This window comes from Nonomuraea sp. NPDC003709, from assembly GCF_040610775.1.
GTDB lineage: Bacteria > Actinomycetota > Actinomycetes > Streptosporangiales > Streptosporangiaceae > Nonomuraea > Nonomuraea angiospora_A.
The window spans coordinates 496,976-523,568 of record NZ_JBEXMW010000004.1; the positions used below are offsets into that span (position 1 = coordinate 496,976).

Below are 26,593 nucleotides of genomic sequence, written 5' to 3' on the forward strand. Positions count from 1 at the left end.
CGGTGGAGGTGGCTAGTCTGCGGCAGGTGATCGAACGGTGGAGCCGTGATCAGGTGCTCGCCCTGGCCCCGGACGCGGCGTCGCGGTCGGCCGCGCAGAAGGTGGCGGCGCCCGGGAAATGGTCGGCGTGCGGCACGACGGGCATGGTCGTGTACGGCGAGTGCGAGGGCAGCGGCGCCAGGCCCTACCTCGCCTGCGTCGATCTGACCGAGCCCGCCTACCGGTGCAGTTGCCCGAGCCGGAAGTTCCCGTGCAAGCACGCGCTCGGGCTGCTGCTCATGTGGGCGGCCGACGGGGTGCCCGTCGAGCAGGGCGCGCCGCAGTGGGTGACCGAGTGGGTGGAGGCGCGGGCCGAGCGCGCCGCCAAGGAAGCGGCCAAGATCGAAGAGGCGCGGGCGAAGAAGGCCGCCGAGGTGTCCTCGGGGGAGGCCGACGGTGGGGCTCCCGACGGTGGGGCGCACGGCGGTGGGGCGCACGGCGCCGGGCGGTCCGGTGGATCGTCGCGGTCGGGCGCGGAGTCCGTCCGCCACGGGCGCGTCGCCGCCGGGCTGAGCGAGCTGGAGCGGTGGCTCGACGACCAGGTGCGGCAGGGGCTGGCGGGGGCCGCCGAGCACGAATGGGAGGGGCTGGCCAAGCGGCTCATCGACGCCCAGGCGCCCGGCGTGGCCGGGGTCGTCTCCAGGCTGGTCCGGGTCCGGGCCGACGACGACTGGCCGGGGCGGCTGCTGGAGGAATACGCGCTGATCCACCTGCTCGCCGTCGCCTATCGCCGGCGGGCGGAGCTGCCCGGGGCGCTGGCCGAGACCGTGCTGAGCCGGGTCGGTTTTCCGGTCCCCAAGGAGGAGGTGCTGGCCGGGGCCGCGGTGCGCGACCAGTGGGACGTGCTGGGCCGGCGGGACGAGGAGCAGGACCGGCTGACCGCCCGGCGCGTCTGGCTGCGGGGGCGGCGCAGCGGGCGGGCGGCTCTGGTGCTCTCGTTCGCGCCGCAGGGGCAGCCGCTGGACGCCTCCCTGGTCACGGGTACGACGATCGAGGCCGATCTCACGTACTACCCGGGCGCCGCCCCCTTGCGCGCGCTGGTCGCCACCCGGCACGATCCCGGCGCGAACGACGCCATGCGGTACGGCCCCGGTGCGGGCGACGAAGCCCGATACGGCTCCGGCGCGGACGACACCGCGCGGTGCGGCTCCGGCGTGGACGACGCGGCACGGTACGGCTCTCACGCGGACGATGGCGCCCGATACGGCTCCGGTGCGGGGGGCGCGGTCGCGGGGACGCCGCCTGGGGTGTCGCCGGAGCAGGCGCTCGACGAGGTGGCCGGGGCGCTGGGCGAGGATCCCTGGACCGAGTCGTGGCCGCTCGTGCTGGCCGGGGTGGTCCCGGGGCGCGACTCGATCGGCGGCCTGCCGCTGCATCGCGCGGCCCGCGACCCGTGGCGGCTGATCGCCGTCTCCGGAGGGCGTCCGGTCACCGTGGCCGTCGAATGGACGCCGCGCGGGCTGCGGCCCCTGACCACCTGGGACGACGAAGGAACGGCGGTGATCCTTTGACCAGCTGGGAGGAGCTGGCCTCGACGGCGCTCGTGGGGACCGATCGCAGGCCGTACCAGGGTGATCTGCTCGATGCCGCCGCAGTGGAAGTGGCGCGGCGAAGGGCCGGACGCAAGACCGGCGCGGCCGGGTCGCAGGAGCAGGCGCCCGGCGCGGCCGAGCAGCGGCAGCAGGCGCCTGGTGCGGCCGAGCAGCGGCAGCAGGCGCCCGGTGTGGCCGGGCCGCAGGACGGGTCTTCCGCAGCGTCCCTCGAAGCCCAGGCCGCCCCTGCCGAGGAGCGGGTGGCTGTGGGGAGGCGGGCGGCGGAGCGGCTGGTGCGGATCATGGGCGGCGAGCACGAGCGGCTGCTGCCCGAATGGCTGGCCGCGGCCGCCGCCACCGGCCGGAGGGTGCCGCCGTACGTGCTGCCCGAGCTCCTGGAGAAAGGACGGCGGGATCGCTCGATCCGGGTGCATCTGGGGGTCCTGGCCGGGCAGCGGGGCCGGTGGCTGGCCGGGCTCAATCCCGCCTGGGACTACCTCCTCGAGGAGCCGACCGGGGAGACGTGGGAGCTGGGCGGCGCCGCGGACCGGCGGGCGCACCTGCGTACGCTCAGGACGGCCGATCCCGAGCAGGCCAGGCGGCTGCTGGAGAGCACGTGGGAGCGCGAGACGCCCGACGACCGGGCCGAGTTCGTGGAGGTGCTGGCCGACGGGCTCAGCATGGAGGACGAGCCGTTCCTGGAGAGCGCGCTCGACGACCGCCGCCGGGAGGTGCGTCAGGCCGCCGCCAACCTCCTCACCCGCCTGCCCGGCTCGCGCATGTCCCAGCGCATGGCCGGAAGGGCGCGGGCCTGCGTGACCATCTCCCGGAAGGTCATCGCCGTCGACGCCCCCCACGACTGCGACAAGGCCATGGAACGCGACGGCATCCGTCCCAAACCGCCCAGGGGCATCGGCGAGCGGGCCTGGTGGCTGCAGCAGATCCTCGCCCGAGCCCCGCTGTCGATCTGGGGTCACCCGCCCGCGGCGCTGCTCACGATGAAGATCCCCGACTGGGACGCCGAGGTGAAGGCCGCCTGGGTGCGCGCCGCCGTGCTGCAGAAGGACCCGGAGTGGGCGCGGGCGATGTTCGGCTGGGACCCGATCGCCGACCTCCTGGAGTCCCTGCCGCCCGACGAGCAGCAGGAACTTGCCGCCGATTTCGTGAAAAAGCATGATCTGGACAGTCAGTTGATCATGGTGTTGGGCGGAGTGTCGTCCCACTGGCGCGAGGGCCTGGCCACGGCCGTCCTCCGCAAGATCGTGAAGGTGGCCACCACCCAGCCGTGGAACCTCGGCGAGCTGGTCAAGCTGGCCGGCGAGCGCATCGACCCGGCCCTGTTCCCGCTGGCGCTGAGCTACTCGCCCGTGGAGTCCGTCCAGCAGGTGGCCGCCCTGCTGCGTTTCCGTGCCGACATGTACAAGGAGCTTCACCCATGACTGTTCTGCGTCCGCACGCGGAAGACCAGTACGCCGAGGAGCTGGCCTTCCTGGCCAAGGACGACGACCGGCCCAGGCCGCCGGGCTGGAAGCTCTCCCCGTGGGCCGTGACCACGTACATCCTGGGCGACGGAGACCGCATCACCCCCAAATACGTGGGCGCGCGCCGCATCGTCGAGGTGGCCGTCGCCACGCTGGCCACCGACCGCGCGCTGCTGCTGCTCGGCGTGCCCGGCACCGCGAAGACCTGGCTGTCCGAACACCTGGCCGCCGCCGTCAGCGGCGACTCCACGCTGCTCGTGCAGGGCACCGCGGGCACCGCCGAGGAGGCCATCCGCTACGGCTGGAACTACGCCAGGCTGCTGGCCGAGGGCCCCTCGATCGAGGCGCTGACCCCGTCGCCCGTGATGCGCGCGATGGCCGAGGGCCGGGTCGCCCGCGTCGAGGAGCTCACCCGCATGCCGTCCGACGTGCAGGACGCCCTGATCACCGTGCTGTCGGAGAAGACGCTGCCGATCCCCGAGCTCAACCGCGAGGTCCAGGCCGAGCGCGGCTTCAACGTGATCGCCACGGCCAACGACCGCGACCGGGGCGTCAACGAGCTGTCCAGCGCCCTGCGCCGCCGGTTCAACACGGTCGTGCTGCCGGTCCCGGCCACCGCCGAGGAGGAGGTCGACATCGTCGCGCGCCGCGTCACCCAGCTCGGCCGCGCCCTGGAGCTGCCGGAGACGACGACCGGGCTGGCCGAGATCCGGCGGGTGGTGACGGTGTTCCGCGAGCTGCGCACGGGCGTCACCGAGGACGGGCGCACCAAGGTCAAGTCGCCCAGCGGCACCCTGTCCACGGCCGAGGCCATCTCGGTGCTCACCAGCGGCATCGCCCTGGCGGCCCACTTCGGCGACGGCGTGCTGCGGCCCTCCGACGTGGCGGCCGGGATCGTGGGAGCCGTGGTCCAGGAGCCGGTCTCCGACCGGGTGGTGTGGCGCGAATACCTCGAGACGGTGGTGCGCGAGCGTTCCGACTGGCGCGACTTCTACCGCGCCTGCCGCGAGGTGTCATGAGCGAGCGCAGCGAGCGACCCATTGGACACAGTCGCGAAGTGCGCATGCGGCCGACGAAGGAGGACGCATGAGCGCCCTCCCGGTTCCCGGCGGCGCGGGCGGGCCGATCGTCTCGGTGCTCGGCGTGCGGCACCACGGGCCGGGCTCCGCGCGGGCCGTGCGGCAGGAGCTCGAACGCCTGCGCCCCGACACCATCCTCATCGAGGGCCCGCCCGAGGCCGACCCGCTCGTCACGCTCGCGCCCGAGCTGGAGCCGCCCGTCGCGCTGCTGGCCCACGTGCCGGGGGCGCCGGCGCGGGCCGCGTTCTGGCCGTTCGCCGCGTTCTCGCCCGAATGGCAGGCCATCCTGTACGGCGCCGCGGCCGGCGTCCCGGTGCGCTTCTGCGACCTCCCGGCGGCCCATTCGCTGGCCGAGGATGAGGACCGGGGCGAGACCGGGGACGAAGACCGGGGCGAAACGTCCGGTCTGCGGGCCGATCCCATCGGCTCGCTCGCCGCGGCCGCCGGATACGACGACCCCGAACGCTGGTGGGAGGACGTCGTCGAGCACCGCGGCGACACGCCCTTCGAGGTGATCGCCGAGGCCATGGCCGCCGTACGCGAGGGCTACGAGCCGGACGAGCGGGAGGCCAGGCGCGAGGCGTACATGCGCAAGACCCTCCGCGCGGCCCTCAAGGAGGGCTACGGGCGGATCGCGGTGATCTGCGGGGCCTGGCACGTCCCGGCGCTGACCGGCCCGCTCCCGCCCGCCGCCAGGGACAACGCCGTCCTGCGCGGGCTGCCCAAGGTGAAGGCCGAGCTGACGTGGGTGCCGTGGACGTACGGGCGGCTGGCCTCGTGGAGCGGCTACGGCGCGGGGATCACCTCGCCCGGCTGGTACCACCACCTGTTCGGCGCGCCCGACCGGCCCGTGGAGCGGTGGCTGGCCGAGGCCGCCGCGGTGCTGCGCGACGAGGGGCTGGCCGTGTCGTCCGCGCACGTCATCGAGTCCGTACGCCTCGCGCACACCCTGGCCACGCTGCGCGGCAGGCCCCTGGCCGGGCTCGGCGAGGTCACCGAGGCGGCCAGGGCCGTGCTGTGCGAGGGCGACGACCTGGCCGTCGAGCTGATCCAGCGGCGCATGGTCGTCGGCGACCGGCTCGGCCAGGTCACCGACGGCACCCCGATGGTGCCGCTCCAGCGGGACCTGCGCGATCAGCAGCGGCGGCTGCGGCTCAGGCCGGAGGCGCTCGACCGAGAGATCGACCTCGACCTGCGCAAGCCGCTCGACCTCGACCGCAGCCACCTGCTCCACCGGCTCGGGCTGCTCGGCGTCGGCTGGGGCGTGCTGGGCGAGTCGCGCGGGAAGGGCACGTTCAGGGAGACGTGGACGCTGCGGTGGCGGCCCGAGCACGACCTGGCGCTCATCGAGCAGGCCGCGCTGGGCACCACCGTGGCCGGGGCGGCGGCGCAGCGGGCCAGAGACCTGGCCGCGACGGACCGGACGGCCCTGGCGGACCTGACCTCGCTGGTCGAGCAGTGCCTGCTGGCCGACCTGCCGCAGGCGCTGCCCGAGGTGCTGGCGGCGCTGTCGGCCAGGGCGGCGCTGGACACCGACGTGACGCACCTGATGGCGGCGCTGCCCGCGATGGTGCGCGCCCGCCGCTACGGCGACGTGCGCGGCACCTCGGCCGAGGGGCTGGCGGTGATCGTCCGTTCGATGCTGGAGCGGATCTGCGTCGGGCTGCCGGTCGCGGTGACGGGGCTGGACGAGGACGCGGCGGCCGGCCTGCTCAAACACGTGGACGCCGTACACGCGGCCGTCGCGCTCCTCGAGACGGAGGGCACCGGGGATGAGGTGTCGCCGCGGAGCCGGTGGCTGGTCACCCTGCGGGGCGTCAGCGACCGGCAGGACCTGCACGGGCTCATCGAGGGGCGGCTCACCAGGATCCTGCTGGACGCGGGGGAGCTCGACGACGCGGGCGACCGCATGGCCAGGGCGATGTCCAGGGGGCAGGTCCCGGTCAGGGCGGCGGCGTGGGTCGAGGGGTTCCTGGCGGGCGGCGGGCTGCTGCTGGTGCACGATCCGCGGCTGCTGAGCCTGGTGGACGGGTGGCTCACGGGGCTGTCCGGCGATCAGTTCACCGACGTGCTGCCGCTGCTGCGCCGTACGTTCGGCGGGTTCGCCGTCCCCGAGCGCAGGGCGATCGGGGAGCGCGTCCGCTCGGCCGGGAGCGGCGCGCGGGAAGGGCAGCGGCAGGACGTGGACGAGCGGCGCGCGGCGGCGGCCGTGGCGACCGTGCTCGCGATCCTCGGAAAGGACGACGGATGACCGACGACGAGCGCCTGCGCAGGTGGCGGCTGGTGCTGGGCGGCGGCGACGCCGACGGCACCGGGCTCGGGCTGGAGGGCCTGGACGCGCGGATGGACGCCGCGCTGTCGGCCGTCTACGACCAGGGCGGCAGGGAAGGCGGGCTCGGCGCGTCCGCGCCCCGGGTGGCCCGCTGGCTCGGCGACATCCGCTCGTACTTCCCCTCCACGGTCGTCCAGGTCATGCAGAAGGACGCCATCGAGAAGCTCAACCTCACCAGGCTCCTCCTGGAGCCCGAGATGCTGGAGGCGGTCGAGCCGGACGTGCACCTCGTCGGCACGCTGCTCGCGCTCAACCGCGTCATGCCCGACCAGGCCCGCGAGTCGGCCAGGGCCGTGGTGCGCAAGGTGGTGGACGAGCTCGAACGCAGGCTGGCCCAGAAGACCAGGGCCGCCGTGACCGGCGCGCTCGACCGTTCGGCCAGGACGCATCGCCCCAAGCGGGTGGCCGACATCGACTGGGACCGGACGATCAGGGCCAATCTCAAGAACTACCTGCCGGAGAAGAACACCGTCGTCCCCTCGCGGCTCGTCGGCTACGCCCGCAGGCAGCGGTCGGTGCAGCGCGAGGTGGTGCTCTGCATCGACCAGAGCGGGTCGATGGCGGCCTCGGTGGTCTATTCGAGCGTGTTCGGGGCGGTGCTGGCCTCGACGCGGTCGCTCAAGACGTCCCTGGTGGTGTTCGACACGGCGGTGGTGGACCTCACCGACCAGCTGCACGACCCGGTGGAGCTGCTGTTCGGCACCCAGCTCGGGGGCGGCACCGACATCAACCGGGCCATCGCCTACTGCCAGGGCCTCATCACGCGCCCCACCGATTCGATCTTCATCCTGATCAGCGATCTCTACGAGGGCGGCGTCAGGGAGGAGATGCTGCGCCGGGTGGCCGCGATGACGCAGGCCGGCGTCCAGGTGATCGTGCTGCTGGCGCTCTCCGACGAGGGCGCGCCGTTCTACGACCACGAGAACGCCGCCGCGCTGGCCGCGATGGGCGTGCCCGCCTTCGCGTGCACGCCCGACGCCTTCCCCGACCTGATGGCCGCCGCGATCGAGCGGCGCGACATCGCGCAGTGGGCCGAGCGTCACCTCGCGGTGTGAGCCGTCAGGCGGCCGGTTCACCGTGCGCCCCGCCACGGGGCGTCAGTGGCCGGACTCGCCCGGCCTGGCCTTGCGCGGCAGTAGGTAGGCCAGGGCGAACGTCAGGACCAGCAGCCCGACCTCGACCCACACGGTGACCTGCATCGACGAGCCGAAGCTCCACTGGCGCGCCAGCAGGTTGAAGAAGAGCGTCCCCAGCACGGCGGTGCCGAGCGCGCCGCCGAGCTGCTGGATCGCGGTCAGGGTGCCGGAGGCCGACCCCGACTCGTGCGGCTCGACGCCGGCCAGCACGATGTCGAAGAACGGCGCCATGGTCAGGCCCATCCCGATGCCGACGAAGGCGAGGCTGGGAGCGAGCTGCCAGCCGCTGACGTCGACCCCGGCCAGATGGATGGTCAGAGCGAGCGCGGCCGCGCCCGCGGCCATGACGACGGTGCCGATCTGCAGCAGGCCGCGGCCCAGCTTCTCCTGCAGGCCGGACATCGCCAGCCCGAAGCCGACGACACCGCCGAGCGCCTGCGGCAACCCGGTGAGACCGGCCTCGAGCGGCGTGAAGCCGAGGCCGAGCTGGGTGTAGAGGTTGAAGACGAGGCCGAGGCCCATCATGCCGGAGAAGAAGGCCAGGCCGGCGACCAGACCGCCGGTGAAGGCGCGCTTGCGGAAGAGCCCGGGCGTGACCAGCGGGTCCTTGCCGGACCTGGCGCGGCGGGACTCGTACCGGGCGAAGATCGCGAACATCACGATCGAGGCCGCCATGGACACGAACGTCCACACGGGCCAGCCCAGCTCGCGGCCCTGGATGAGCGGGTAGATCAGCAGGAACGAGGCCAGGGAGACGAGGAAGACGCCGACGAGGTCGAGCCTGGTGGCGTTCGAGAGACGGTACTCGGGCAGGAAACGCATGCCGGCCAGCGCGGCGGCCAGGCCGAGCGGCAGGTTGATCAGGAAGATCATGCGCCAGCCCGTGCCGAAGAAGTCGGCGTCGACCAGCCAGCCGGCCAGCACGGGACCGCCCACGGACGAGATCGTCATGACCGGGCCGAACATGCCGAAAGCCTTGCCCAGGTCCTGCGGCGGGAACATCTCCTTGATCAGCCCCAGGCCCTGCGGGAGCATGACGGCCCCGAACAGGCCCTGCAGCACCCGGCTCCCGATCAGCATCTCCGGGCTCATCGCGACCCCGCACAGCAGCGAGGCGGCGGTGAAGCCCAGCGCGCCGATCACGAACATGCGCTTCCTGCCGAACAGGTCGCCGAGGCGCCCGCCGGTGATCAGGCCGACGGCCATGGCCAGGGTGTATCCGGCGCCGAGCCACTGCACGATGCTGTCGCTGCCGCCCAGCTCCTTCTGGATCGTGGGGGCGGCGATCGTGGTGACGAGCGCGTCGAGCAGATCCATGACCTCGGCGGCCAGGATCACGAACAGTGCGACCCAGCGCCAGCGGTAGGGCTGGGTCTCGGTCGTCGCCGCTGAGGCGGTGACTGTCATGGGGGGCTCCTTAAAAACGGTGTTCTATTAACGAACGCTGTTCGCTTCGAACACCGTTTTAGTAGCGAACAGCGTTCGTGTCAAGTACAGTGTTCGTATGGCAACCGAGGACGTCCCGCTCCCCCCGTGGCGTAAGTCGCGCAAGCCTGCCCAGCTGAGGCGGCAGCTCAGCCAGGACCTGATCGTCGAGGCCGGGCTGCGGATCGTCGACGCCGAAGGGTTCGACGCGCTGAGCATGAGACGTGTGGCCCAGGAGTTCGACACGGGCCCCGCCTCCCTCTACGCGCACGTGGCGAACAAGGACGAGCTGCTGGAGCTGATCTACAACCGGGTGCTCGGCGAGATCCGGCTGCCCGAGCGCGATCCGGGCCGCTGGAAGGAGCAGCTGCGGGAGTACATGCTGGAGGTGCACCGGGTGCTGTCGAAGCACAGCGACCTGGCCCGGGTGGCGCTGGCCAACATCCCCACGGGGGAGAACTCGATCCGCATGGGCGAGTTCGTCTTCGGGCTGCTGATCGAGGCCGGCATGTCGCCGAGGGAGGCGTCCCTGTCGATGGACCGTATCTCCCTGTACATCGTCGGCGACGCGTACGAGGGCTCCGTCCACTTCGCCAGGATGCGCGCGGCCGGTATGACCGACCCGCAGGAGTACTTCGAGTCCTTCATCGGGCAGATCGCCGGCTACTACCGGGCGCTGCCGGCGGCGCGGTTCCCGCACATGACCAAGTTCGTGGACGACCTGGTCGCCGACGACGGCGAGCAGCGCTTCCGGTACGGTCTCGAGCTGCTCCTCGACGGCATCGAGGCCCGCATGCCCCGCACGCCCTAGGCCCAATTGCCGAGGGCGGCCTAGGACCCCCGCCGGAGGTGCTGACGTGGGGGTTAGCCCTACCTTGCCCGGTATGACGATGACGGTTGAGAGATCCGCGGCGGGCGTGGTGTCGCCGCAGTACCGGGCGATCAGCATCGGGCTGGTCGCGCTGGTCATGCTGGTGGCCTTCGAGGCGATGGCGGTGGCCACGGCGATGCCCGTGGTGGCCCGCGAGCTGGGCGGGATGCACCTGTACAACCTGGCCTTCAGCGCCACCCTGGCGGCCAGCGTGATCGCGACGGTCCTGGGCGGGCGGTGGAGCGACGTGCGCGGGCCGCTGCAGCCGATCGCGGCCGGCGTGGCGGGCTTCGTGGCCGGGCTGCTGCTGGCCGGGTTCGCGCCGAACATGGAGGTGTTCGTCGCGGGCCGGTTCGTGCAGGGCCTCGGGGCGGGATTGATCCAGGTATCGCTGTACGTGCTGGTCGCCCGGGTCTATCCGGGAAGCATGCATCCCAAGGTGTTCGCCCTGTTCTCGGCGGCCTGGGTGGTGCCGTCCATGGTCGGCCCGGCCATCGCCGGGTTCGTGGCCCAGAACATCGACTGGCGGTGGATCTTCATCGGCGTCTCCTTGATCGTCATCCCGTCGGCGCTGCTGCTCTGGCGCGGCACCGCGGGGCGTGAGGTGAGCGACGGCATCGCCGCGCCCGCCCCCGGCCTCGGCCGCAAGCTCGTCTGGGCCACGCTGACCGCCGTGGCCGCCGCCCTGATCCAGTACGGCAGCGCGCTCGGGCTCGCCGGCCTGCCCCTGCTCCTCGCCGGGATCGTCCTGCTGGCCGTGGCCCTGCCCAGGCTGCTGCTGCCCGGCTCGCTCAGGGCCGCCCCCGGCCTGCCGACCGCGCCCGTGCTGCGTGGCCTGGCCTTCGGCTCGCTGACGGCCGCCCAGGTGCTGATCCCGCTCATGCTGATCAACGAGCGCGGCCTGACCGCCACCGGCGCGGGCCTCGTGCTCACCGTCGGAGCCCTGGGCTGGTCCACCGGCTCCTGGATCAAGGGCCGCGGCACGATCAGCCACCTGACCGCCATCCGCGGCGGCGCCGCCATGATCACCGTCGGCATCGCGCTGGTGACGCTCGTGCTCATCGACTCCCTGCCGCTCGCGCTCGCGTTCGTGGCCATGGCGATCGCCGGGCTCGGCATCGGCGCGCTGCACCCGACGGTGTCCGTACTGGTGCTGGAGATGTCCAAGGAGGGCGAGGAGGGCCAGAACACCGCGGCCGTCGGCGTGGGCGAGTCGGTCTTCACCGTGGTGGCCGTCGCGATCAGCGGCGCCCTGTTCACCGCCACCGCCGAGAACTACGCGATCGGCCTGTCCTTCACCGCGGTGCTCGCGGCCGTGGCCTTTCTGGTGGCTCCCCGTTTTGCCCAGTCCCGTACAGCAGGCACTATGGAGGGAGCCGCGTCATAAAAGGGGGATACATGCCGCGAGTGCGGGAGCTTGAGGTCTTCCGGCTTGTCCTGCCGTTCGGCAGGAAGTCGGAGACTCTGCTCGTGAAACTCACCGACCACGGCGGCATGACCGGCTGGGGCGAGTCGATCGGCCCCCAGCCGAAGACGTGGTCCAGGCTGGAGGAGACGCTGGCCGCCCTGCTGATCGGCGTCGACTGGGAGCACCCCGACACGGTGCCGAGCGGCGACCCGGCGGTCGACATGGCCTGCTGGGACCTGTGGACCAGGATGCGCGGGGTGCCGCTCGCCGAGGCGATCGGCGGCACCCGCACCTCGCTCATGGCCACCGTCCGGCTGGCCCCCGACCCGTCCGTGGAGAGCCTCGTGGCCCGGGTCAACCAGCAGATCTGCGCCGGGTACGGCCACGTCACGCTGGACATCAGGCCCGGCTGGGACGTCGAGCCCGTACGGGCGGTGCGCCAGACGTACCCCGCGCTGACCCTGGCCGTCGACTGCGGCAACGCCTACACCGACCTCGGCCAGCTCGTCGCCCTCGACTCCTACGGGCTGGAGGTCATCGAGCGGCCCTTCGCCGTCGGCGACGTCTACGCGCACGCCTCGCTCCAGGACCAGATCTCCGCCTCGGTCGCGGTCGAGGTCGCCTCCACCGCCCAGCTGGACGACTACCTGACCGTGCGGGCCGCCAGGGTGCTGCTGCTGCGGCCGAACGCGTTCCCCTCGCTGACGGAGGCGCGCCGGGCGCACGACCGGGCCGCGGCGGCGGGCCTGGACATCCAGTGCGCGGGCGGCCAGGGCGCGGGGCTGGCCAGGGCGGCGACGGTGGCGGTCGCGAGCCTGCCGGGCTGCACGCTGCCGTGCGACGTGACGCAGCCGCCGCGCCAGAACCAGATCGTCACGCCGATCGTGGGCGCCAACGCCGGCGTCATCGCGGTCCCGCTCACCCAGTCGGGGCTGGGGCATGACATCGACGAGGCGCGGGTGCGAAGGCTGGCGAAGGACACTTTCCACGCGTAAGGGTCCTACCCGATCATTAGGCCGTGCGACTGACGCGGTGGCGGATGTTATGGATCCTGCTGACAAAGAATTTCCTGTCGTGCTTCCTTCCTGAAGGGGCGAAGCTCCTCATCGGCCTGGCGGCGATCCTCGGCGCCGGCGTCGCGGGCACGCTCCTCAGCCTGGAGGACGGAAGCATCGTGGGAGTGCTCCTCGTGAGCCTCGGTCTCGGGGCCTGCGCGGTCGCCTTCGCCACGGACCGATGGCGGCGCCGGTTCCGGTGGCGCTGTCCCGCGCTGCCGCTGGACGACCAGCCGCGGCTGCGCGAGCTGGTCGCGGACGCGGCGCGGCTCGCGGGCTTCGACGCCGTGCCCGAGGTGCACGTGTCCGCCTGGGCCGAGGTACGGGCGAGTCGGACCAGGCGGGGCAAGCCGATCCTGCTGGTGGGGCTGCCGTTGCTGCTGGCGGCGGATGAGGCGGAGCTGCACACGCTCATGGTCGGGGAGCTGCTCGCCGCCAGGCGGTGGAGCTGGCACGAGCGCTGGGCCGTCCACCTGTTCGTGGCACACCAACCGGACTGGTCCTGGCTGGGTGAGGAGACCGCGTCGCTGCGAGAGACGCACTGGGCCGAGACGCGCTCCATCGTCGGGAGCGAGCGCTTCGCCGCCGGTATGCGGGCCGAGCGGCTGCTGTCAGGCGCCTTCGGCTGGCACACGACCCGTTACGTCGCGCCGTTCTCGGGCCGCGGCGGCGCCGCGGACGTCTACGAGAGCTTCCTGTGGAAGATCCAGAGGGACGGGCTGCTGACCCGCGTCCGGCCCGCGCCCGCTCTTCCCGGCATGGCCGAGGTGACCGACTGGGACACCGCTCAGCCGATCGGCGACGGGGTGGCGCTCATGCCGGTGCCTTCAGGCGTGATGTCGACGGTGCCCCCCAAGCTGGCCACCAGGCTCGGGAAGGTCGTCTCGCACAAGCTGATCGGCCGGGGCGGGTTCGGGCTGGGCATGAGGCCGTTCCGCATGGCGGACCTCCCCGTGGAGGCCTGGGCGCGGGTCGGCGAGTACCAGCGTGAGGTCGTGCTGGAGGCGGCGGCCGAGCTGCTCGGCCGTCAGGCCACCAACCTGGACGTCGTCGAGCTCGTGGTCGCCGGGCGCGCAAATGAGCTTGAATGGTGGCATAAGGAGCAGCCCTGCCCGCATCCCACACCGGGCGTCTGCGTGCTGCTCCCGCTGTTCGACGTGGCGCTGCGGCGCAAGGGATATGTGCACGAGCACACCTTCGCCCAGCGCGAGCTGGTCGGCCCCCTCGGGGACCGGGTCGGCCTGGTGGAGCTGGCCGCCAAGGCGGAGCGTGGCGAGCCGTACGGGATCTTGCTGGGAGGACTGATGACGGGACGGGACGCGGACGCCGACGCCAGCAGGCTGGCCGCCGAGTCGCTCGCGCACGGCGACCCGACCGGCTGGTTCGAGCGGCTCTACGCCGAGTCGGCCAGTGGCGACGCGATCGTGCCGTGGGACTCGCGGTCCCCGCACTTCCTGCTGACGGAGTGGGCCCAGCCCGGCCACGGGCGGGCGCTGGTCGTGGGCGCGGGGCTGGGTGACGACGCCGAGCATCTGGCGGGCCTCGGCTACGAGACGGTGGCGTTCGACGTGAGCGAGTCGGCCGTCCGGCTCGCCCAGGAGCGCTTCCCCGGGAGCGAGGTGCGTTACCAGGTCGCCGACCTGCTGGCGCCGCCCCCGGAGTGGCGGCACGCGTTCGACCTCGTGGTCGAGATCATGACCGTGCAGGCCCTGCCGGAGCCTCTGCACGGCAGGGCCATCGCCGCGATCGCGGAGTTCGTCCGGCCCGGCGGCACGCTGCTGGTGATCGCGTCGGGCCGGGAGGAGGGCGGGCCGGTGTTCGCGCCGCCGTGGCCGCTGACCCCGTCCGAGATCGGGGCCTTCGCGACCGGCGGGCTGGAGAGCGGGAAGGTCGAGGACCTGCGTGACGGCGAGCGTCACCGCCGGCGGGCGGCCTTCCACCGGCCCGCGTGATCAGACGAGGTTGCCCAGGGGGTCGCTCAGGATGGCGTTCAGCGTCGAGACGTAGCCGTTCGCCAGGGCGAGGGAGTTGACGATGCGCTGGCTGACGGTGGGGTACCCGCCGCTCGGGATGAGGCTGGCCGAGCCTAGGGTGACGGCCGAGCCGAGAGCGGTGAATAGGGCGGCGGTGGCGAGCAGGTGAGCGCGTCGGCGCATGCGGACCTCCTGAGTGATGGTTCGAACACCGCTCAGGAGATCACGGCAGGTCAGGGGAGGGCCGCGCCGCCACAGGGGCAAGAGCGGATCTTTACGGTTCGGGCCGCGGCGGAAGACCGATGGGCTCGACCCGCTTCAGGATCACCGCGTACGTGAAGGCGCCCAGCAGGGCCACGCACGAGATCACCGTCAGGGGGACGGCGAAGGACGACGTCCTGTCCGCCAGGAAGCCGATCATGATGGGGCTGATGATGCCGGCGAAGTTCGAGGCGAAGTTCTGGATGCCGCCGATCGAGGCCACGTACCGGTCGGCCGGGGCGACGTCGGCGGGCAGCGCCCAGATGTTGGAGGCGGCGAACGTCGAGCCGGCGTAGGCGACCGAGAGCAGGGCCAGCGCCATCCACGCCTCCGGCACCCAGACCGCGACGCCGATCACCGTCGAGACCAGGAACCCGCCCGCGATGAACGTCTTCCTGACCCGCGTGACCGAGTCGCCCCTGGCGATGCGGCGGTCGGACAGCCAGCCGCCCAGCCACTCGGCGCCGATCGCCACCAGGCCGGGCAGCGCGCCGAACAGGCCGAGCTTCAGCAGGCTGAAGTCGCGCTCCTCCACCAGATAGGTCGGGAAGAACGTGAGGAAGAAGTAGACGACCATGTTGAGGCAGAAGAAGCCCAGCATCATCGCCCAGATCGTGCGGTAGCGGAACAGGTCGCGCCAGCGCATCCTGGCCGCGTCCCCGTCGTCGTCGCCCTCGAAGCGGGCCCCGCCCTCGCGCAGGTACGCCAGCTCCTCCTCCGTGATCTTCGGGTGGTCCTGCGGATCCCGGTACGTCCGCCACCATCCGACGGCCCACGCCAGCCCGATCACCCCGATGATCGCGAACGTCCACCGCCACCCCAGCCACGCGATCAGCCCCGTGACCACCGGCAGCGCGATGACGCCTCCGACGCGCGAGCCGGAGTCCCAGATCCCCGTGGCCAGCGCCCGCTCGTGCCGGGGGAACCACCGGGCCACGACCTTGGCGCTGGTCGTGGCGGCCGGGCTCTCGCCGATGCCGAGCAGCAGCCGTACGCCGAACAGCGCCGCGAAGCTACTGGCCAGCGCGGTCAGCGAGGTGAACAGCGACCACCACACGGAGGCGAACGTGAACGTCCTGCGCGGCCCGTACCGGTCCACGAACCAGCCGGCGGCGAGCTGGAAGAAGTCGTACGACCAGAAGAAGGCCGCCAGGATCATGCCCTCCTCGGTCTTGGAGAGCTTGAACGTCTCGCCCATGAACGGCAGGGCAACACCCAGGCTCGCGCGGTCCAGGTAGTTGATGACGAGCCCGGCGAAGACGTAGCTGATCATGTACCAGCGCAACCGGCCGTGGACAGTGGTTCGGAGGGTTGTGGCCATCGCGATCCTCAGTAATATTTCCTATTGGATATTTCCGCTATGTTGCATACATCGCACGATGCCCGTCAAGTCCCGTCAAGAACTCGGACCGGAGCGTGAAGGTTGGCCAGTGAACTCGAGAAGCGCCTGATGGGCCGCGTGCCGGCGGCCCGGCGGAGCGTTCTCACCGAGGACGTCCACGAGCGCGTCAAGGGCCTGATCATGAACGGCGACCTGGAGCCCGGCGTCCGCGTCAACATCTACGCTCTCGCCAGGCTGCTCGAGGTCTCCCAGACGCCGGTGCGCGAGGTGCTGTCCGCGCTGGAGTCCGAGGGCCTGCTGACCAAGGAGGCGCTGCGCGGCTACTCCGTAGCGCCTCTGCTCACGCCCGGCCAGATCGCCGACCTCTACCAGCTCAGGCTGCTCCTGGAGCCGTGGGCGGCCGGGCGCGCGGCCGAGCTGGTGACGGCCGAGGCGGGGGAGCGCGTGCGGGCCGAGCTGGCCAGCGTCCCGAAGGCGCCCCAGGGCACCAGGTACGAGGACTACCACGGCCTGGCCGACCACGACGCCCGCTTCCACGACCTGATCGCCGAGCTCTCGGGCAGCGGCGCGTTGCGGGAGTCCCTCCGGCGTACCCACGGCCACCTGCACCTGTTCCGCATCGAGTACGCGGGCCGGCGCGACGGCGACCCCACGCTGGCCGAGCACGCCCGCATCGCCGAGGCCGTCGTGGCGGGCAGGGCGGAGGCCGCCTCCGAGGCCATGCGGGCCCACCTCGCCGCCGCCCGCGACCGTTTCCTCCAGCTGGGACCCTGACCTGACCTGGTGCGCGTGGCGGCCTCCGTGGTGCCTTCAGCCGCCGTTCGCGCGCATGCTCTTCGCCGCGCGGGCGGCGGCGCGGCGGATGCCCGCGTACCCCGTGCAGCGGCACAGGTTGGAGGCCAGCACCGCGTCGAGCCGCCGCTCGTCCCGGTCCAGCTCCGGCTCCTCGGCCAGTGCGCCCGCGAGCAGCATGAGGAAGCCGGGGGTGCAGAAGCCGCACTGCAGCGCGTGCTCGGCCGCGAACGCCTCCTGCAGCGGGTGCAGCTCGTCGCCGTCGGCCAGCCCCTCGACGGTGCGGATGTCGGCGCCCTCCACCTGTACGGCCAGGGCCAGGCAGGAGCGGATGGCCGTGCCATCCACCAGCACGGTGCACGAGCCGCACACCCCGTGCTCGCACCCCAGCGTGGTCCCGGTGAGGCCCAGCCGGTCGCGCAGCGCGTCGGCCAGGCTGGTCCGCGGCTCCACGTCGATCTGGTGGGCCCGGCCGTTGACCGTGAGGCGGACGTTCATGGGGTCCCCGCGTGGTGGACGGCTCGGGCGAGGCAGCGCCGTACGAGCGTGGACAGCGCGTGCCTGAGGTAGGCGGCCGGCGCGTGCGGCGCTCCGGGCGGGTCCGCCTCGGCGGCGGCCAGCGCTCCGGCCTCCGCGAACAGCGCCTGCTCCGGCCGCTCGCCCGTCATCAGCCGCTCGGCCCCGACGGCGCGGAGGGGGACGTCCGCCGCGTTCGCGAGCCCGATGCGGACCCACGCGACGCGGCCCTCGGCCAGCCGCAGCATCACCAGGGCGGCGGCCAGCGCGAAGCCGCTGTGGGTGCGGCGGTGCTCGGCGAAGGCCGCGACGGCCCCGGCCGGCGGGCGCGGCAGCAGGACGCCGGTGACCAGCTCCTCCGGCAGGCAGGCGGTCACGAACGCGCCGCGGAACCATGAGCCGGCGGGCACCGTACGCGGTCCCGCGGGGCCGTTCACCTCGATCCCGGCGTCCAGGGCCATGGCCAGCGCGCACCACTCCGACGCCGGATGCGCCCAGGCCAGGCTGCCCGCGAAGGTGCCGCGGGCGCGGATGGGCGGGTGGCCGACGTACGGCGCCACCTGGCGGAACAGCTCGGCCAGCGGGTCGTCGAACCGGGCGCGCTCCAGCTGGGCGTGCCGGACCAGCGCGCCGACGTGCACGGAGCCGTTCTCGACCGTGACCTGCGAGAGCCCGGGGATGCGGTTGACGTCCACCACCAGGGCCGGGCGCGTGGTCCGGTAGCGCAGCTCGATGAGCAGGCTCTGGCCGCCGGCCAGCACTCGGCTCTCCGGCCCGTGCTCGGCCAGCACGGCCACCGCCTCCGGTACGGAGGCAGGCGCGACGTAGTCGAATTGTGCCGGTTTCATGTCCCCCATCCCGGGCATCCGATATCGACGTTGGTACCGAAAGCGGGGGTGTCCAAACATTGCGGTACATCGGGATGCCGCTCGCGCGGCGGGAGGATCGCGACCTGGTCACCGGACGGGCGCGCCGGGTCGCCGATCTGGAGATCCCGGGCACGCTGGAGCTCGCGTTCGCCCGCAGCCCGGTGCCGCACGCGGTGATCCGCGGGATCGACGTCGCCGCCGCGCTCAAGGAGGAGGGGGTGGCGGGCGCGTGGTCGGCCGCCGACCTGCCGTACCTCGCCGCCCGGTCGGTGCCCGGCGAGGAGGGCATGCCGCCGTGGCCGCTGCTCGCCACGGGTCGCGTCCGCTATCCGGGGGAGGCGCTCGCGGTGGTCGCGGCCGGTACGCGCGCCCAGGCTGAGGACGGTGCCGAAGCCGTCCGGCTGAACCTCGAGCTGCTGCCCTTCACCCGCACCGACACCCCTCGCGCGTCCGGCGCCCCTGGCACGTCCGGCGGCTCCTTGGCGGCGGGGACGCCCCGGCTGTTCGGCGATCCTTTGGCGGCGGAGGCGCCCCGGCTGTTCGACGACCGCGACAACCTGGCCGCCGAACGCACCTTCGGCCGCCCGGCCGACGACGTGTTCGCCACCGCCCCGGTCGTCGTCGAGGCCGCCTACCGCGAGCAGCTCATCCTCCCCACGTCCCTGGAGCCACGGGCGATCCTGGTGGACCCGGGACACGCGCACCGCCTCACCGTGTGGGTCTCCCACCAGGCCCAGCACCGGCTGCGCGACGCGCTCGCCGCGGCGCTCGGGTACGACCGGGAGCGGATCCGGGTGATCGTCCCGGCCACCGGCGGGGCGTTCGGCGCCAAGAGCCAGACTTACCCGGAGTATCTGGTCGCCGCCCTGCTCGCCGTCCACCTCGGCCGCCCGGTCCGCTGGTGCGAGGACCGCGCCGAGGCCATGCTGGCGGGCCCGCGCGGCCGTGGCCAGCATCAGCGGGTACGGCTGGCGGCCGACGAGGACGGCACCTTCCTCGCGTACGAACTGCTCGTCGACGCCGACATCGGCGCGTACCCGCACATCGGCGCCTTCGTCCCCATGATGACCGGAGCGATGAGCACCGGCGCCTATCGCACACCCCGGGTGCACACGCGCGTCAGGTGCGTGCTCACCAACACCGCCCCGACGACCTCCTACCGCGGCGCCGGCCGCCCCGAGGCCGCCTACGCCCTCGAACGCACCGTGGACCGGCTCGCCCGCCGGCTCGGCCTGGACCCTGCCGAGCTGCGCCGCCGCAACTTCATCCGCCCCGACCAGTTCCCCTACCTGACGCCGACCGGCCGCACCTACGACTCGGGCGACTACACCGCCGCTCTCGACCGGGCCCTGGCCGCCGTCGGCTACGACGAGGTCCGCGCCGAGCAGGCCCGCCGCCGCGAGGACGGCGGACGGCCGCTCGGGGTGGGGATCGCCACGTACGTCGAACGCTCGGGAGGACCGCCGGACAGCGACGAGTTCGGGAGCGTGGAGGCGTGCCCGGACGGGACGTTCATCGCCCGCGTCGGATCGACGTCCACCGGTCAGGGCCATTTCACCGCGTTCGCGCAGGTGGTGGCCTCGGTCCTGGACGTGGAGGTGGGCCGGGTCCGCGTCGTCGAGGGCGACACCGGCGAGGTCCCCTACGGCTTCGCCACCTTCGGCAGCCGGTCCATGCAGGTGGGCGGCGCGGCCCTGTGGCGCGCCGCCGAAGCCCTCGTGGCCGCCGCCCGCCGCCGCTGCGCGGAACTCCTGGGGGTGGGGGAGGAGGACGTCTCGTACAACGCGGGCCGCCTGATGGTGGGCGGCGACCCCCACACCGGCCTCCAGAGCGACACCGAGGAGGGCCCAGCGCCCCTCGCCGAGACCGGCCCCCTCCCGGGCCCGCCCGTCGCCGAGCCCAGGCCTCTCCCGGGGCGGCCCTTCGCCGAGACCGGCCCTCTCCCGCGCCTACCCACCGGCGAGACGGCGGGGCCGCCCAACGTCGAGGTCGGCCCCCTCCCCGGGCTGCCCATCGGCGAACTGGTCGCCCGCACCGGCCCCCTGCGCGCCGACGAGATCGTCGCCCCACCCCAGGCCTTCCCGTACGGCGCCCACGTCGCCGTGGTCGAGGTGGACCCTGACCTGGGCACCGTCCACGTACGCCAGTTGGTGGCCGTGGACGACTACGGGGTGGTCGTCAACCCCATGATCGTCACCGGCCAGGGCCACGGCTCCATCGCCCAGGGCCTCGGCCAGGCTCTCTACGAGCAGGCGGTCATCGGTGAGGACGGCCTGCCCTACGCCTCGACCCTCCTGGACTACCTCCTGCCCACCGCTGCCGACATGCCCCCGGTCACCCTCCTGGAGACCGTCACCCCCAACCCCAACACCCCCTTGGGCGCCAAGGGCGCGGGGGAGGCCGGCTGCATCGGCATCCCCCCGGCCATCGTCAACGCCGTCTGCGACGCCCTCGACATCGACCACGTCGACATGCCCCTGACCCCCGCCGCGGTATGGGCGGTCACCACCGAAACCCGGTAGGCGAGCCGGAACCACCCGCGTGGTTCGCCGACGCGTCTAGGTCGTGGCGAGTGCCGCTTCGATACCGGGGACGCGCTCGTGCAGCCAGTCCCCGCCGCACTCGTACTCCCACATGAGAGCCAGCAGCATGTAGAGCAGCCGGTGGTTCGCCAGGTGCGACGGCGCGTCGTCCGGAATGCCCGCCGGGAAGTACGCGTCGAGCATCGCGCGCTGCAAGCCGGGCTCGCGGAAGTCCATCCTGGCCAGGTCCAGCCATGGGCCGGCCGCACCGCAGTCCGCCCAGTCGATGATCCCCTCGACCCGGGACCCGGCCGACAGGACATGCCGCGGGTGGAAATCACCGTGCACGTACACGCAGGGCTGATCCCACCGACGTTCGTCCAGGAGGAGATCCCGGCATCGAGCATGGAGCGTCGGGGTCAGGATTCCGGCATCGGCGACAGGGCCGAGCCGATCCGCCAGCCCCGCGACCTGATCAGCCCATGGTGCCGCACCGGCGCATGGTGGCGAGCCGGACGCCTCCTTGAAAAAGCCCGCACCCTGCACAGGAAGTGAGTGCACGGCCCGCAGCAGCCGTCCCACCTCGGACGCCGCCTCGCGCGTCGCGACCCCCGGCTCACCGGAGACGAGCCGCGTCACCAGGTACGGGATCTCCGCGTCCGGCGCCCCGGCGATGACCTCGGGGACCGGAACGCCCCTCTCCGACATGGACCGCAGAGCCCATAGCTCCACTTCGACCTCGCGCGCGGCGGCGGCCTTGAAGACGGCGCGTGCACCGGACCCCAGCGTCACCGCGGCGACCGTGTTGGCCGCGAACCCGGACAGCGGCTCATACCCCGTCACGTGTTGGGACAGCAGGCACTCGATCACCTCTGCGTCGATGCGCCCGGCATCGCTCACCGCTGCCGGCCTCCTCTCATCGCAGGCTCGTCACGCGACGGACCGCAAGAAGGCCAGCGTGCGGGAAAGCAGCAGCGCGGCGGCGTCCGGGTCGTAGGAGGTCAGCGTGCGGTCGGCGAAGTAGTGCTGGTCGCCGGGATAGAGGAACAGCCGACCCTGCCCGGCCGACTCGACCACCTCCCGAGCGAAACCGATGTCGCCCTCGCCGACGAAGACGGGATCGGCATCCATGCCATGCACCTGGACCGGCACGCCGTCCGGCCAGGCGTCGCCGAACTCCGAGAGCGGTGCACAGGCGTAGTACAGCAGCGCGCCCCGCGCGCCCGATCGTGTCTGCGCCAGCTTCTGCGCACAGAGCACACCGACCGAGAAGCCGGCATAGACCAGGTCGGAGGGCAGGTTCTCGACCGCTTGGGTACCACGCTCGATCACCGCACCGAAGCCGAACTGCTGGACGTAACCCATCCCCTCCTCGATGCTGCCGAACGTGTGGCCCTCGAAGAGGTCGGGCGTGTGGACGATGTGCCCGGCCTGGCGGAGTTCATCGGCGAACGCGGTGGTGCCCGGAGTGAGCCCCAAAATGTGATGGAACAGAACAACGGTTGCCATATCAATGCAGCATATTCGGATGTCCTCGCCCGCTCCGGTTTAGGGTTCGCCACTCTCGCCTCGGTGGCGTTCAGTGGGAATGCGCTGGTCTGGCTGACGGTTATCGAGTCCACGCTGATGGTATTCGCATTTCCCGCGCTGCTTGTGGCGCTGACGGGCAAGTGGCCTGGACGCCGGTTCACCCAGACCGTGATCGCGCTGCCGATCACAGTGATCGAGCCCATGTCGACAGTCAGCGACACCACTTCACCATGATGAGGCAAGGGTTGCCCGGCCACACCTCGCCGATGCCAGCCCGGGGAGACCGCCATCAAGTGGATTTCGGCCGCCTCCGCGAAATGCCGCCGGTACAGCAGGACGCCGATGGCCTCTGCGCCGGCGTGAGCCAGGAGGCCGGGAAGGCAGGTCGCCGACTCCACGTATTCCGCGTTGGCTTCCGGGATCCCGAACCACGTCGGCAACCGGTCAAGGAGCCTTGCGGTGACCTCCCCCAGCTCGGCGGAGCCGGTGATGCGAGATATCTGGAATGCCGCGGGCTCATCCATGTTCGGAGGATCGCATCCGAACTTCTACCGATGCACGTCGATTTTCGGGATGCGCCACGCCGACCTCCGTTGAGCCGCAGCGCTCATAGTCAACTTTGGTGAACAGCCATCGATGACTTTCGCGGGCAGACCCCGGCCACCGGCGACTCCTAACGTTCTGCCCATGCTCAACACACTCATGGCGCTTGCCGTCCTCACGACGCCGGTCAGCGTCGCGACGCCGCAGCCGTCCCTGCCGTGGAGCTCCTGCCCGGTCGCGAACGCGCCCGAGCTCCAGTGCGCGGACCTGTCCGTCGCCCTGTCGCCCAAGAGCGACCGCACGATCACCCTGAAGGTGGCCCGCCTGCCCGCCACCGGCGCGAAGAAGGGGTCCGTGCTGGTCAACTTCGGCGGCCCCCAGGGGTACCAGATCGCCTCGCTGGGCTCGCGTACGCAGATCTTCGACAAGATCCGTACGTCGATGGACGTCGTGACCTGGGACCCGCGCGGCTATCCCGGGCTCAGCGGCGCGGTGCTCCAGTGCGACTGGGGCTTCGTGCGCACCCCGGCGTTCCCCGCCGACCAGGCCGGGTTCGACCAGCTCGTCGCGGCGAACAAGGCCAGGGGCGACAAGTGCCGTACCACCGACCCCGAGCTCTTCGACCACATGGACGCGGCCTCCGACGCCCGCGACGCCGACGCCATCCGTAAGGCGCTCGGCGAGGACAAGATGAACTTCCTCGGGCTGTCGTACGGCAGCACGATCGCGCAGTCCTACGCCCGGCTGTTCCCGCAGCGCGTACGCACGATGTACCTCGACGGCGCCGGCAACCACAGCCCGCGCGACTGGGACCGCGAACTCGACTCCATCGCCCGCGACAACGAGCGCTTCATGGACCGGTTCTTCGCCTGGGCGCCCGCCGGGACGGAGAAGCGCTGGCGGGCGCTGATCGCCAAGGCGGACCGCGAGCCGATCCCCGCCCCGAAAGCCGACGCCCGCTACGACGGCACGCAGTTGCGCTCGCTCGCGTTCCTCAAGCTGCGGCCCGGCCCCACGCGATGGGGTGACGTCGTGGCGGCCATCACGGCGGCCGAAGCCGGCGACGCGTCAGGCTTCGCGCTGTCGAGCCGCCAGCCGTATCCGGGCCTGCCCGGCGGCGGGGTCAAGGAGTGCCTGGACTTCCCGCGCCCGGCCGGCCAGCGGGACGTCGCGCGCACGGTCAAGCGGCTGCGCGCCATCGCGCCCCATACCGGCGCCGCTTTCCCCTTGGCCTGGCACCTGCCGCTCACCTGCGCCGGCTGGCCGACCCGGGTGACCAACCCGCCCACGCCGATGCCCCGTACGCTGCCGCCGCTCCTGGGCGCGGGCACCTGGCAGGACTACGGGTCCACCCGCCGAGTGGTCGAGCAGGTCCCCGGCAGCCGCACCATCGAACACGACGGCCCCGGCCACAACCTCTTCGGCGCGATGGCCAACCCCTGCGTCATCGACCTCGTCAGCAAGTACGTCACCGAACGCCGGCTGCCGTCCCGGGGGACCACGTGCCCGTGAAGCGACGCAAAGGGAGACGCTGGTGGATCGCGGGCGCCGCCGTCGCGGTCCTCCTCACCGCCGCCGTGGTGGTGACGGCGATCGCCTTCCCGTCCGTCGCGGCCACCACCTGCCCCGGCTGTTACGGCCTGGAACGGCTCCAGCCCGGCGTGTACGCCGAACCCGGCCTGCCGCCGGACCGGCGCCGGCACGTGAGCGAGGTCGTCGAGCAGGCGAACCAGCGGGTGCGTGACTACTTCGGCGGACGGAAGAGCGCTCCGGACCTCCTCGTGTGCCTGTCCGACGACTGCTACCGCAGGATCGGCGGCGGCCGCGAACGCGGCATCGCCGTGCTCAACCGGTCGGTGATGCTGTCCCCGCGCGGCGTCGATCCCGTGATCGCCTCGCACGAGATGACCCACGTGGAGCTGCACGCCCGTCTCAACGGCGCCGACGTCCCTCAGTGGTTCGACGAGGGGCTCGCCGTCCTGGTCAGCGACGACCCCCGCTACCTCGCGCCGACCGGCGACCGGTGCCTGGCCGACTCCCGTCAGCCCCTCCCGGTCACGCTGGACGAGTGGCTGCGGGCGGCATCGGCGGATCCCCAGATGTACGCCAAGGCCGCCTGCCAGGTGAGTCGCTGGGCGGGAACGAACGGCGGGAAGGAGGCCGTACGAACTCTCGTCGAACGGCTGTCAGCCGGACAGGCCTTCCCCGACCTCCGGATACCGGCCTGACGAGCGCCTGGCCCTGCACCGTCGAAGGTCAGGGAAGGCGAGCGAGCAGCTCGCGCCCGGAATCCCATCGGCCCAGCCCGCTCGCGGAGTTGATGTGGCCCGCCGAGCCGACGCTGACATGGTGGAGCCGCCAGCCGGCGGCCAGCCGCGAGGCGACCTCTGGGGAGCAGTAGGGGTCGTCGTCACTGGAGACGACCAGGCCGGGCACGTGAAGAGGGGCCGCGTCCACCGCGGTGAAGGTGGGGGCCTCGGCAGGGAAGTTCGGGCCGGTGTTGTCCGGCGCAACGACCGGGCGGTCGCGCGGATGCTGCTGGCCGCCGTGGACGCGCTCAACCGCTACTTCTGCAGTGAGCCGTACAAGCTGCCGGGCTGATCGATCCGCACGTTCGGAGGTTGGCCACCGCGGACGGGGGAGGGTTCTCCTTCAGGCCAGGGCGGCCTCCAGCAGGAGGGTGCCGGCGCCCAGCAGGGCCGCGTCCCGGCCGCCCCGGGCCGGGGCTATCTCCAGGTCGCGCGTCGCCAGCGGCAGGCAGCGTTCCCACACCGCCGCCCTGATCGAGGTGATCAGCGGCTCCGCCGCCGACAGGCTGCCGCCCACCGCCACCACGTCCGGGTTGAAGAAGTTCACCAGCACCGTCAGGACCTCGCCGATGCGGCGGCCCGCGGTTCGGGCCAGGCTCGTGGCCTCCGGGATGGCGTCGTTGACCAGGGTGACGATGTCCGCCGTGCGGGTCACCTCGATGCCGGACTCGCGCAGGGCCGCCATGAGGGCGGCGCCGCTCGCGTACGCCTCCAGGCAGTCCGGATGCCCGCAGGCGCACACGACGGAGGAGTCCGAGCGCACCCGCACGTGGCTGATGTCGCCGGCCGCGCCCCTGCCCCGGTGCAGGTGGCCGTTGACGATGACGCCGCAGCCGATGCCGGTGCCGGCCTTGACGATCATGAGGTTCTGGCTGCCGGGCCACCAGCGCGCCTCGCCCGCGGCCATCAGGTTGGCGTCGTTCTCGACGAGGATCGGCAGGTCGTAGCGGGCGGCCAGGTGGTCGGCCACCGGGAACTCGTTCCAGCCGGGCATGCGCGAGGGCGTCACCACGCGCAGGCTCGACGGGTCCACCGGGCCCGGGATGCCGGTGCCCACCCCCCGCAGGGGGACCGACGGGGGCACGTGGGCGGCCAGCAACTCGTCGAACGCGTCCGCGATGTGGTCCAGGGTGACCTGCGGGCCGTCGGCGATCTCGCAGCCGCGTTCCTCGATCACGAGCGGCGTGCCGCTGAGGTCCAGCAGGCCGAGGCGTACGTGGTGGGCGCCCAGGTCGGCGACGGCCAGCACGCCGGCGCCGGGGGAGAGCCGCAGCCGGCGCGGACGGCGGCCGCCGCGCGAGGTGCCCGAGCCCTCCTCGGCCAGCAGGCCCGCGTCGATGAGCTCCTCCACGCGCAGCGACACGCTGGACGCCGCCAGGCCCGATAAGCGCGCGAGGTCGGCGCGTGACTCGGCCTTGCCGGTGGCGACGAGTCTCAGCAGGTCGCCCTGTGCCCCCTGCACGGGCAGCCGCTGCTTCATGTGAGATACCTACCATGTTCAGACTTAGGCCGACAACGTATTGACTTGCTACGAAATCTCCCACTACGGTCCGGCCTATCTTCGAAATCGAAGGAAGT

24 protein-coding genes are annotated in these 26,593 nt (G+C 72.4%); 15 read left to right on the forward strand and 9 right to left on the reverse strand.

All coding sequences use genetic code 11. The features are described 5' to 3' along the window. Positions 1-26: 26 nt before the first annotated feature. The 5 genes from ABZX61_RS15100 (at position 27) to ABZX61_RS15120 (ending at position 7,518) form a co-directional block, all read left to right on the forward strand. A complete protein-coding gene (locus ABZX61_RS15100) occupies positions 27-1,550 on the forward strand; it encodes an SWIM zinc finger family protein (RefSeq protein ID WP_355194762.1) in 1,524 nt (507 codons plus the stop codon). Beyond that, positions 1,547-3,010 (forward strand): DUF5691 domain-containing protein, encoded by a 1,464-nt coding sequence (locus ABZX61_RS15105; protein WP_355194764.1) that lies wholly within the window; start codon positions 1,547-1,549, stop codon positions 3,008-3,010. Before ABZX61_RS15100 ends, ABZX61_RS15105 begins: the two co-directional genes overlap by 4 nt. Next, the gene (locus ABZX61_RS15110; RefSeq protein WP_355194766.1) at positions 3,007-4,071 is read left to right on the forward strand and encodes an AAA family ATPase; all 1,065 of its coding nucleotides are present in this window, start codon (positions 3,007-3,009) and stop codon (positions 4,069-4,071) included. The genes ABZX61_RS15105 and ABZX61_RS15110 overlap by 4 nt, the downstream gene beginning before the upstream one ends. A 67-nt stretch (positions 4,072-4,138) precedes the next feature. Then, the gene (locus ABZX61_RS15115; protein ID WP_355194768.1) at positions 4,139-6,382 is read left to right on the forward strand and encodes a DUF5682 family protein; all 2,244 of its coding nucleotides are present in this window, start codon (positions 4,139-4,141) and stop codon (positions 6,380-6,382) included. Then, positions 6,379-7,518, forward strand: a complete 1,140-nt coding sequence (locus tag ABZX61_RS15120) for a VWA domain-containing protein (protein ID WP_355194770.1) — start codon at positions 6,379-6,381, stop codon at positions 7,516-7,518. The genes ABZX61_RS15115 and ABZX61_RS15120 overlap by 4 nt, the downstream gene beginning before the upstream one ends. A 42-nt stretch (positions 7,519-7,560) precedes the next feature. On the opposite strand, the gene ABZX61_RS15125 is transcribed toward ABZX61_RS15120, so the two are convergent. Then, positions 7,561-9,006, reverse strand: a complete 1,446-nt coding sequence (locus ABZX61_RS15125; RefSeq protein ID WP_355194772.1) for an MFS transporter — start codon at positions 9,004-9,006, stop codon at positions 7,561-7,563. A gap of 97 nt (positions 9,007-9,103) precedes the next feature. Here ABZX61_RS15125 and ABZX61_RS15130 point away from each other — a divergent pair, with 97 nt between their 5' ends. The 4 genes from ABZX61_RS15130 to ABZX61_RS15145 all read left to right on the forward strand — a co-directional run bounded on the left by ABZX61_RS15130 (position 9,104) and on the right by ABZX61_RS15145 (position 14,310). Beyond that, entirely contained in the window at positions 9,104-9,835 is a 732-nt protein-coding gene (locus ABZX61_RS15130; protein ID WP_355194774.1) for a TetR/AcrR family transcriptional regulator, read from the forward strand. A 73-nt stretch (positions 9,836-9,908) separates the two neighbouring features. Continuing rightward, positions 9,909-11,282: an MFS transporter gene (locus ABZX61_RS15135; protein WP_355194776.1), complete on the forward strand. Its 1,374-nt coding sequence runs from the start codon at positions 9,909-9,911 to the stop codon at positions 11,280-11,282. An 11-nt stretch (positions 11,283-11,293) separates the two neighbouring features. Next, on the forward strand, positions 11,294-12,298 hold the full coding sequence (locus ABZX61_RS15140; RefSeq protein ID WP_355194778.1) for an enolase C-terminal domain-like protein: 1,005 nt from the start codon (positions 11,294-11,296) through the stop codon (positions 12,296-12,298). A gap of 23 nt (positions 12,299-12,321) precedes the next feature. Further along, positions 12,322-14,310, forward strand: a complete 1,989-nt coding sequence (locus ABZX61_RS15145) for a class I SAM-dependent methyltransferase (RefSeq protein WP_355194780.1) — start codon at positions 12,322-12,324, stop codon at positions 14,308-14,310. Here the strand turns inward: ABZX61_RS15145 and ABZX61_RS15150 are convergent, their stop codons facing one another. Both ABZX61_RS15150 and ABZX61_RS15155 read right to left on the reverse strand, forming a co-directional pair. After that, positions 14,311-14,514 (reverse strand): hypothetical protein, encoded by a 204-nt coding sequence (locus tag ABZX61_RS15150; RefSeq protein ID WP_355194782.1) that lies wholly within the window; start codon positions 14,512-14,514, stop codon positions 14,311-14,313. Between the two features lie 91 nt (positions 14,515-14,605). Beyond that, entirely contained in the window at positions 14,606-15,913 is a 1,308-nt protein-coding gene (locus ABZX61_RS15155; protein ID WP_355194784.1) for an MFS transporter, read from the reverse strand. Positions 15,914-16,042: 129 nt separating this feature from the next. On the opposite strand from ABZX61_RS15155, the gene ABZX61_RS15160 reads away from it, so the two are divergent. Then, positions 16,043-16,708, forward strand: coding sequence for a GntR family transcriptional regulator (locus ABZX61_RS15160; protein WP_355194786.1), 666 nt, complete (start codon positions 16,043-16,045; stop codon positions 16,706-16,708). Between the two features lie 36 nt (positions 16,709-16,744). Here ABZX61_RS15160 and ABZX61_RS15165 read toward each other — a convergent pair whose 3' ends face one another. Then, a complete protein-coding gene (locus ABZX61_RS15165) occupies positions 16,745-17,224 on the reverse strand; it encodes a (2Fe-2S)-binding protein (RefSeq protein WP_355194788.1) in 480 nt (159 codons plus the stop codon). Next, complete coding sequence (locus ABZX61_RS15170) at positions 17,221-18,090, reverse strand: FAD binding domain-containing protein (RefSeq protein WP_355194790.1); 870 nt, start codon at positions 18,088-18,090, stop codon at positions 17,221-17,223. Before ABZX61_RS15170 ends, ABZX61_RS15165 begins: the two co-directional genes overlap by 4 nt. Before the next feature lie 59 nt (positions 18,091-18,149). Between ABZX61_RS15170 and ABZX61_RS15175 the strand changes: the two genes are divergently transcribed. Next, complete coding sequence (locus ABZX61_RS15175) at positions 18,150-20,633, forward strand: xanthine dehydrogenase family protein molybdopterin-binding subunit (RefSeq protein WP_355194792.1); 2,484 nt, start codon at positions 18,150-18,152, stop codon at positions 20,631-20,633. 36 nt (positions 20,634-20,669) lie between these two features. On the opposite strand, the gene ABZX61_RS15180 is transcribed toward ABZX61_RS15175, so the two are convergent. Together ABZX61_RS15180 and ABZX61_RS15185 are read right to left on the reverse strand one after the other, a co-directional pair. Beyond that, entirely contained in the window at positions 20,670-21,533 is an 864-nt protein-coding gene (locus tag ABZX61_RS15180) for a phosphotransferase (RefSeq protein ID WP_355194794.1), read from the reverse strand. A 30-nt stretch (positions 21,534-21,563) separates the two neighbouring features. Then, positions 21,564-22,142, reverse strand: coding sequence for a dienelactone hydrolase family protein (locus tag ABZX61_RS15185; protein WP_355194796.1), 579 nt, complete (start codon positions 22,140-22,142; stop codon positions 21,564-21,566). On the opposite strand from ABZX61_RS15185, the gene ABZX61_RS15190 reads away from it, so the two are divergent. From ABZX61_RS15190 to ABZX61_RS15200, 3 genes are all read left to right on the forward strand, one after another. Further along, positions 22,119-22,397, forward strand: coding sequence for a hypothetical protein (locus tag ABZX61_RS15190; protein WP_355194798.1), 279 nt, complete (start codon positions 22,119-22,121; stop codon positions 22,395-22,397). The two genes, ABZX61_RS15185 and ABZX61_RS15190, sit on opposite strands and share 24 nt — an antisense overlap. A 453-nt stretch (positions 22,398-22,850) precedes the next feature. Continuing rightward, entirely contained in the window at positions 22,851-24,218 is a 1,368-nt protein-coding gene (locus ABZX61_RS15195) for an alpha/beta fold hydrolase (protein ID WP_355194800.1), read from the forward strand. Continuing rightward, positions 24,215-24,934 (forward strand): hypothetical protein, encoded by a 720-nt coding sequence (locus ABZX61_RS15200; protein WP_355194802.1) that lies wholly within the window; start codon positions 24,215-24,217, stop codon positions 24,932-24,934. Before ABZX61_RS15195 ends, ABZX61_RS15200 begins: the two co-directional genes overlap by 4 nt. A 28-nt stretch (positions 24,935-24,962) precedes the next feature. On the opposite strand, the gene ABZX61_RS15205 is transcribed toward ABZX61_RS15200, so the two are convergent. Further along, positions 24,963-25,163, reverse strand: coding sequence for an alpha/beta hydrolase (locus tag ABZX61_RS15205; RefSeq protein ID WP_355194804.1), 201 nt, complete (start codon positions 25,161-25,163; stop codon positions 24,963-24,965). On the opposite strand from ABZX61_RS15205, the gene ABZX61_RS15210 reads away from it, so the two are divergent. Next, positions 25,143-25,307 carry a hypothetical protein gene (locus ABZX61_RS15210; RefSeq protein WP_355195196.1) on the forward strand — a complete coding sequence of 55 codons (165 nt, stop codon included), beginning with the start codon at positions 25,143-25,145 and terminating at the stop codon, positions 25,305-25,307. The genes ABZX61_RS15205 and ABZX61_RS15210 overlap by 21 nt on opposite strands. A 51-nt stretch (positions 25,308-25,358) precedes the next feature. Here the strand turns inward: ABZX61_RS15210 and ABZX61_RS15215 are convergent, their stop codons facing one another. Then, positions 25,359-26,495: an ROK family transcriptional regulator gene (locus ABZX61_RS15215; RefSeq protein ID WP_350722365.1), complete on the reverse strand. Its 1,137-nt coding sequence runs from the start codon at positions 26,493-26,495 to the stop codon at positions 25,359-25,361. Positions 26,496-26,593 lie beyond the last annotated feature (98 nt).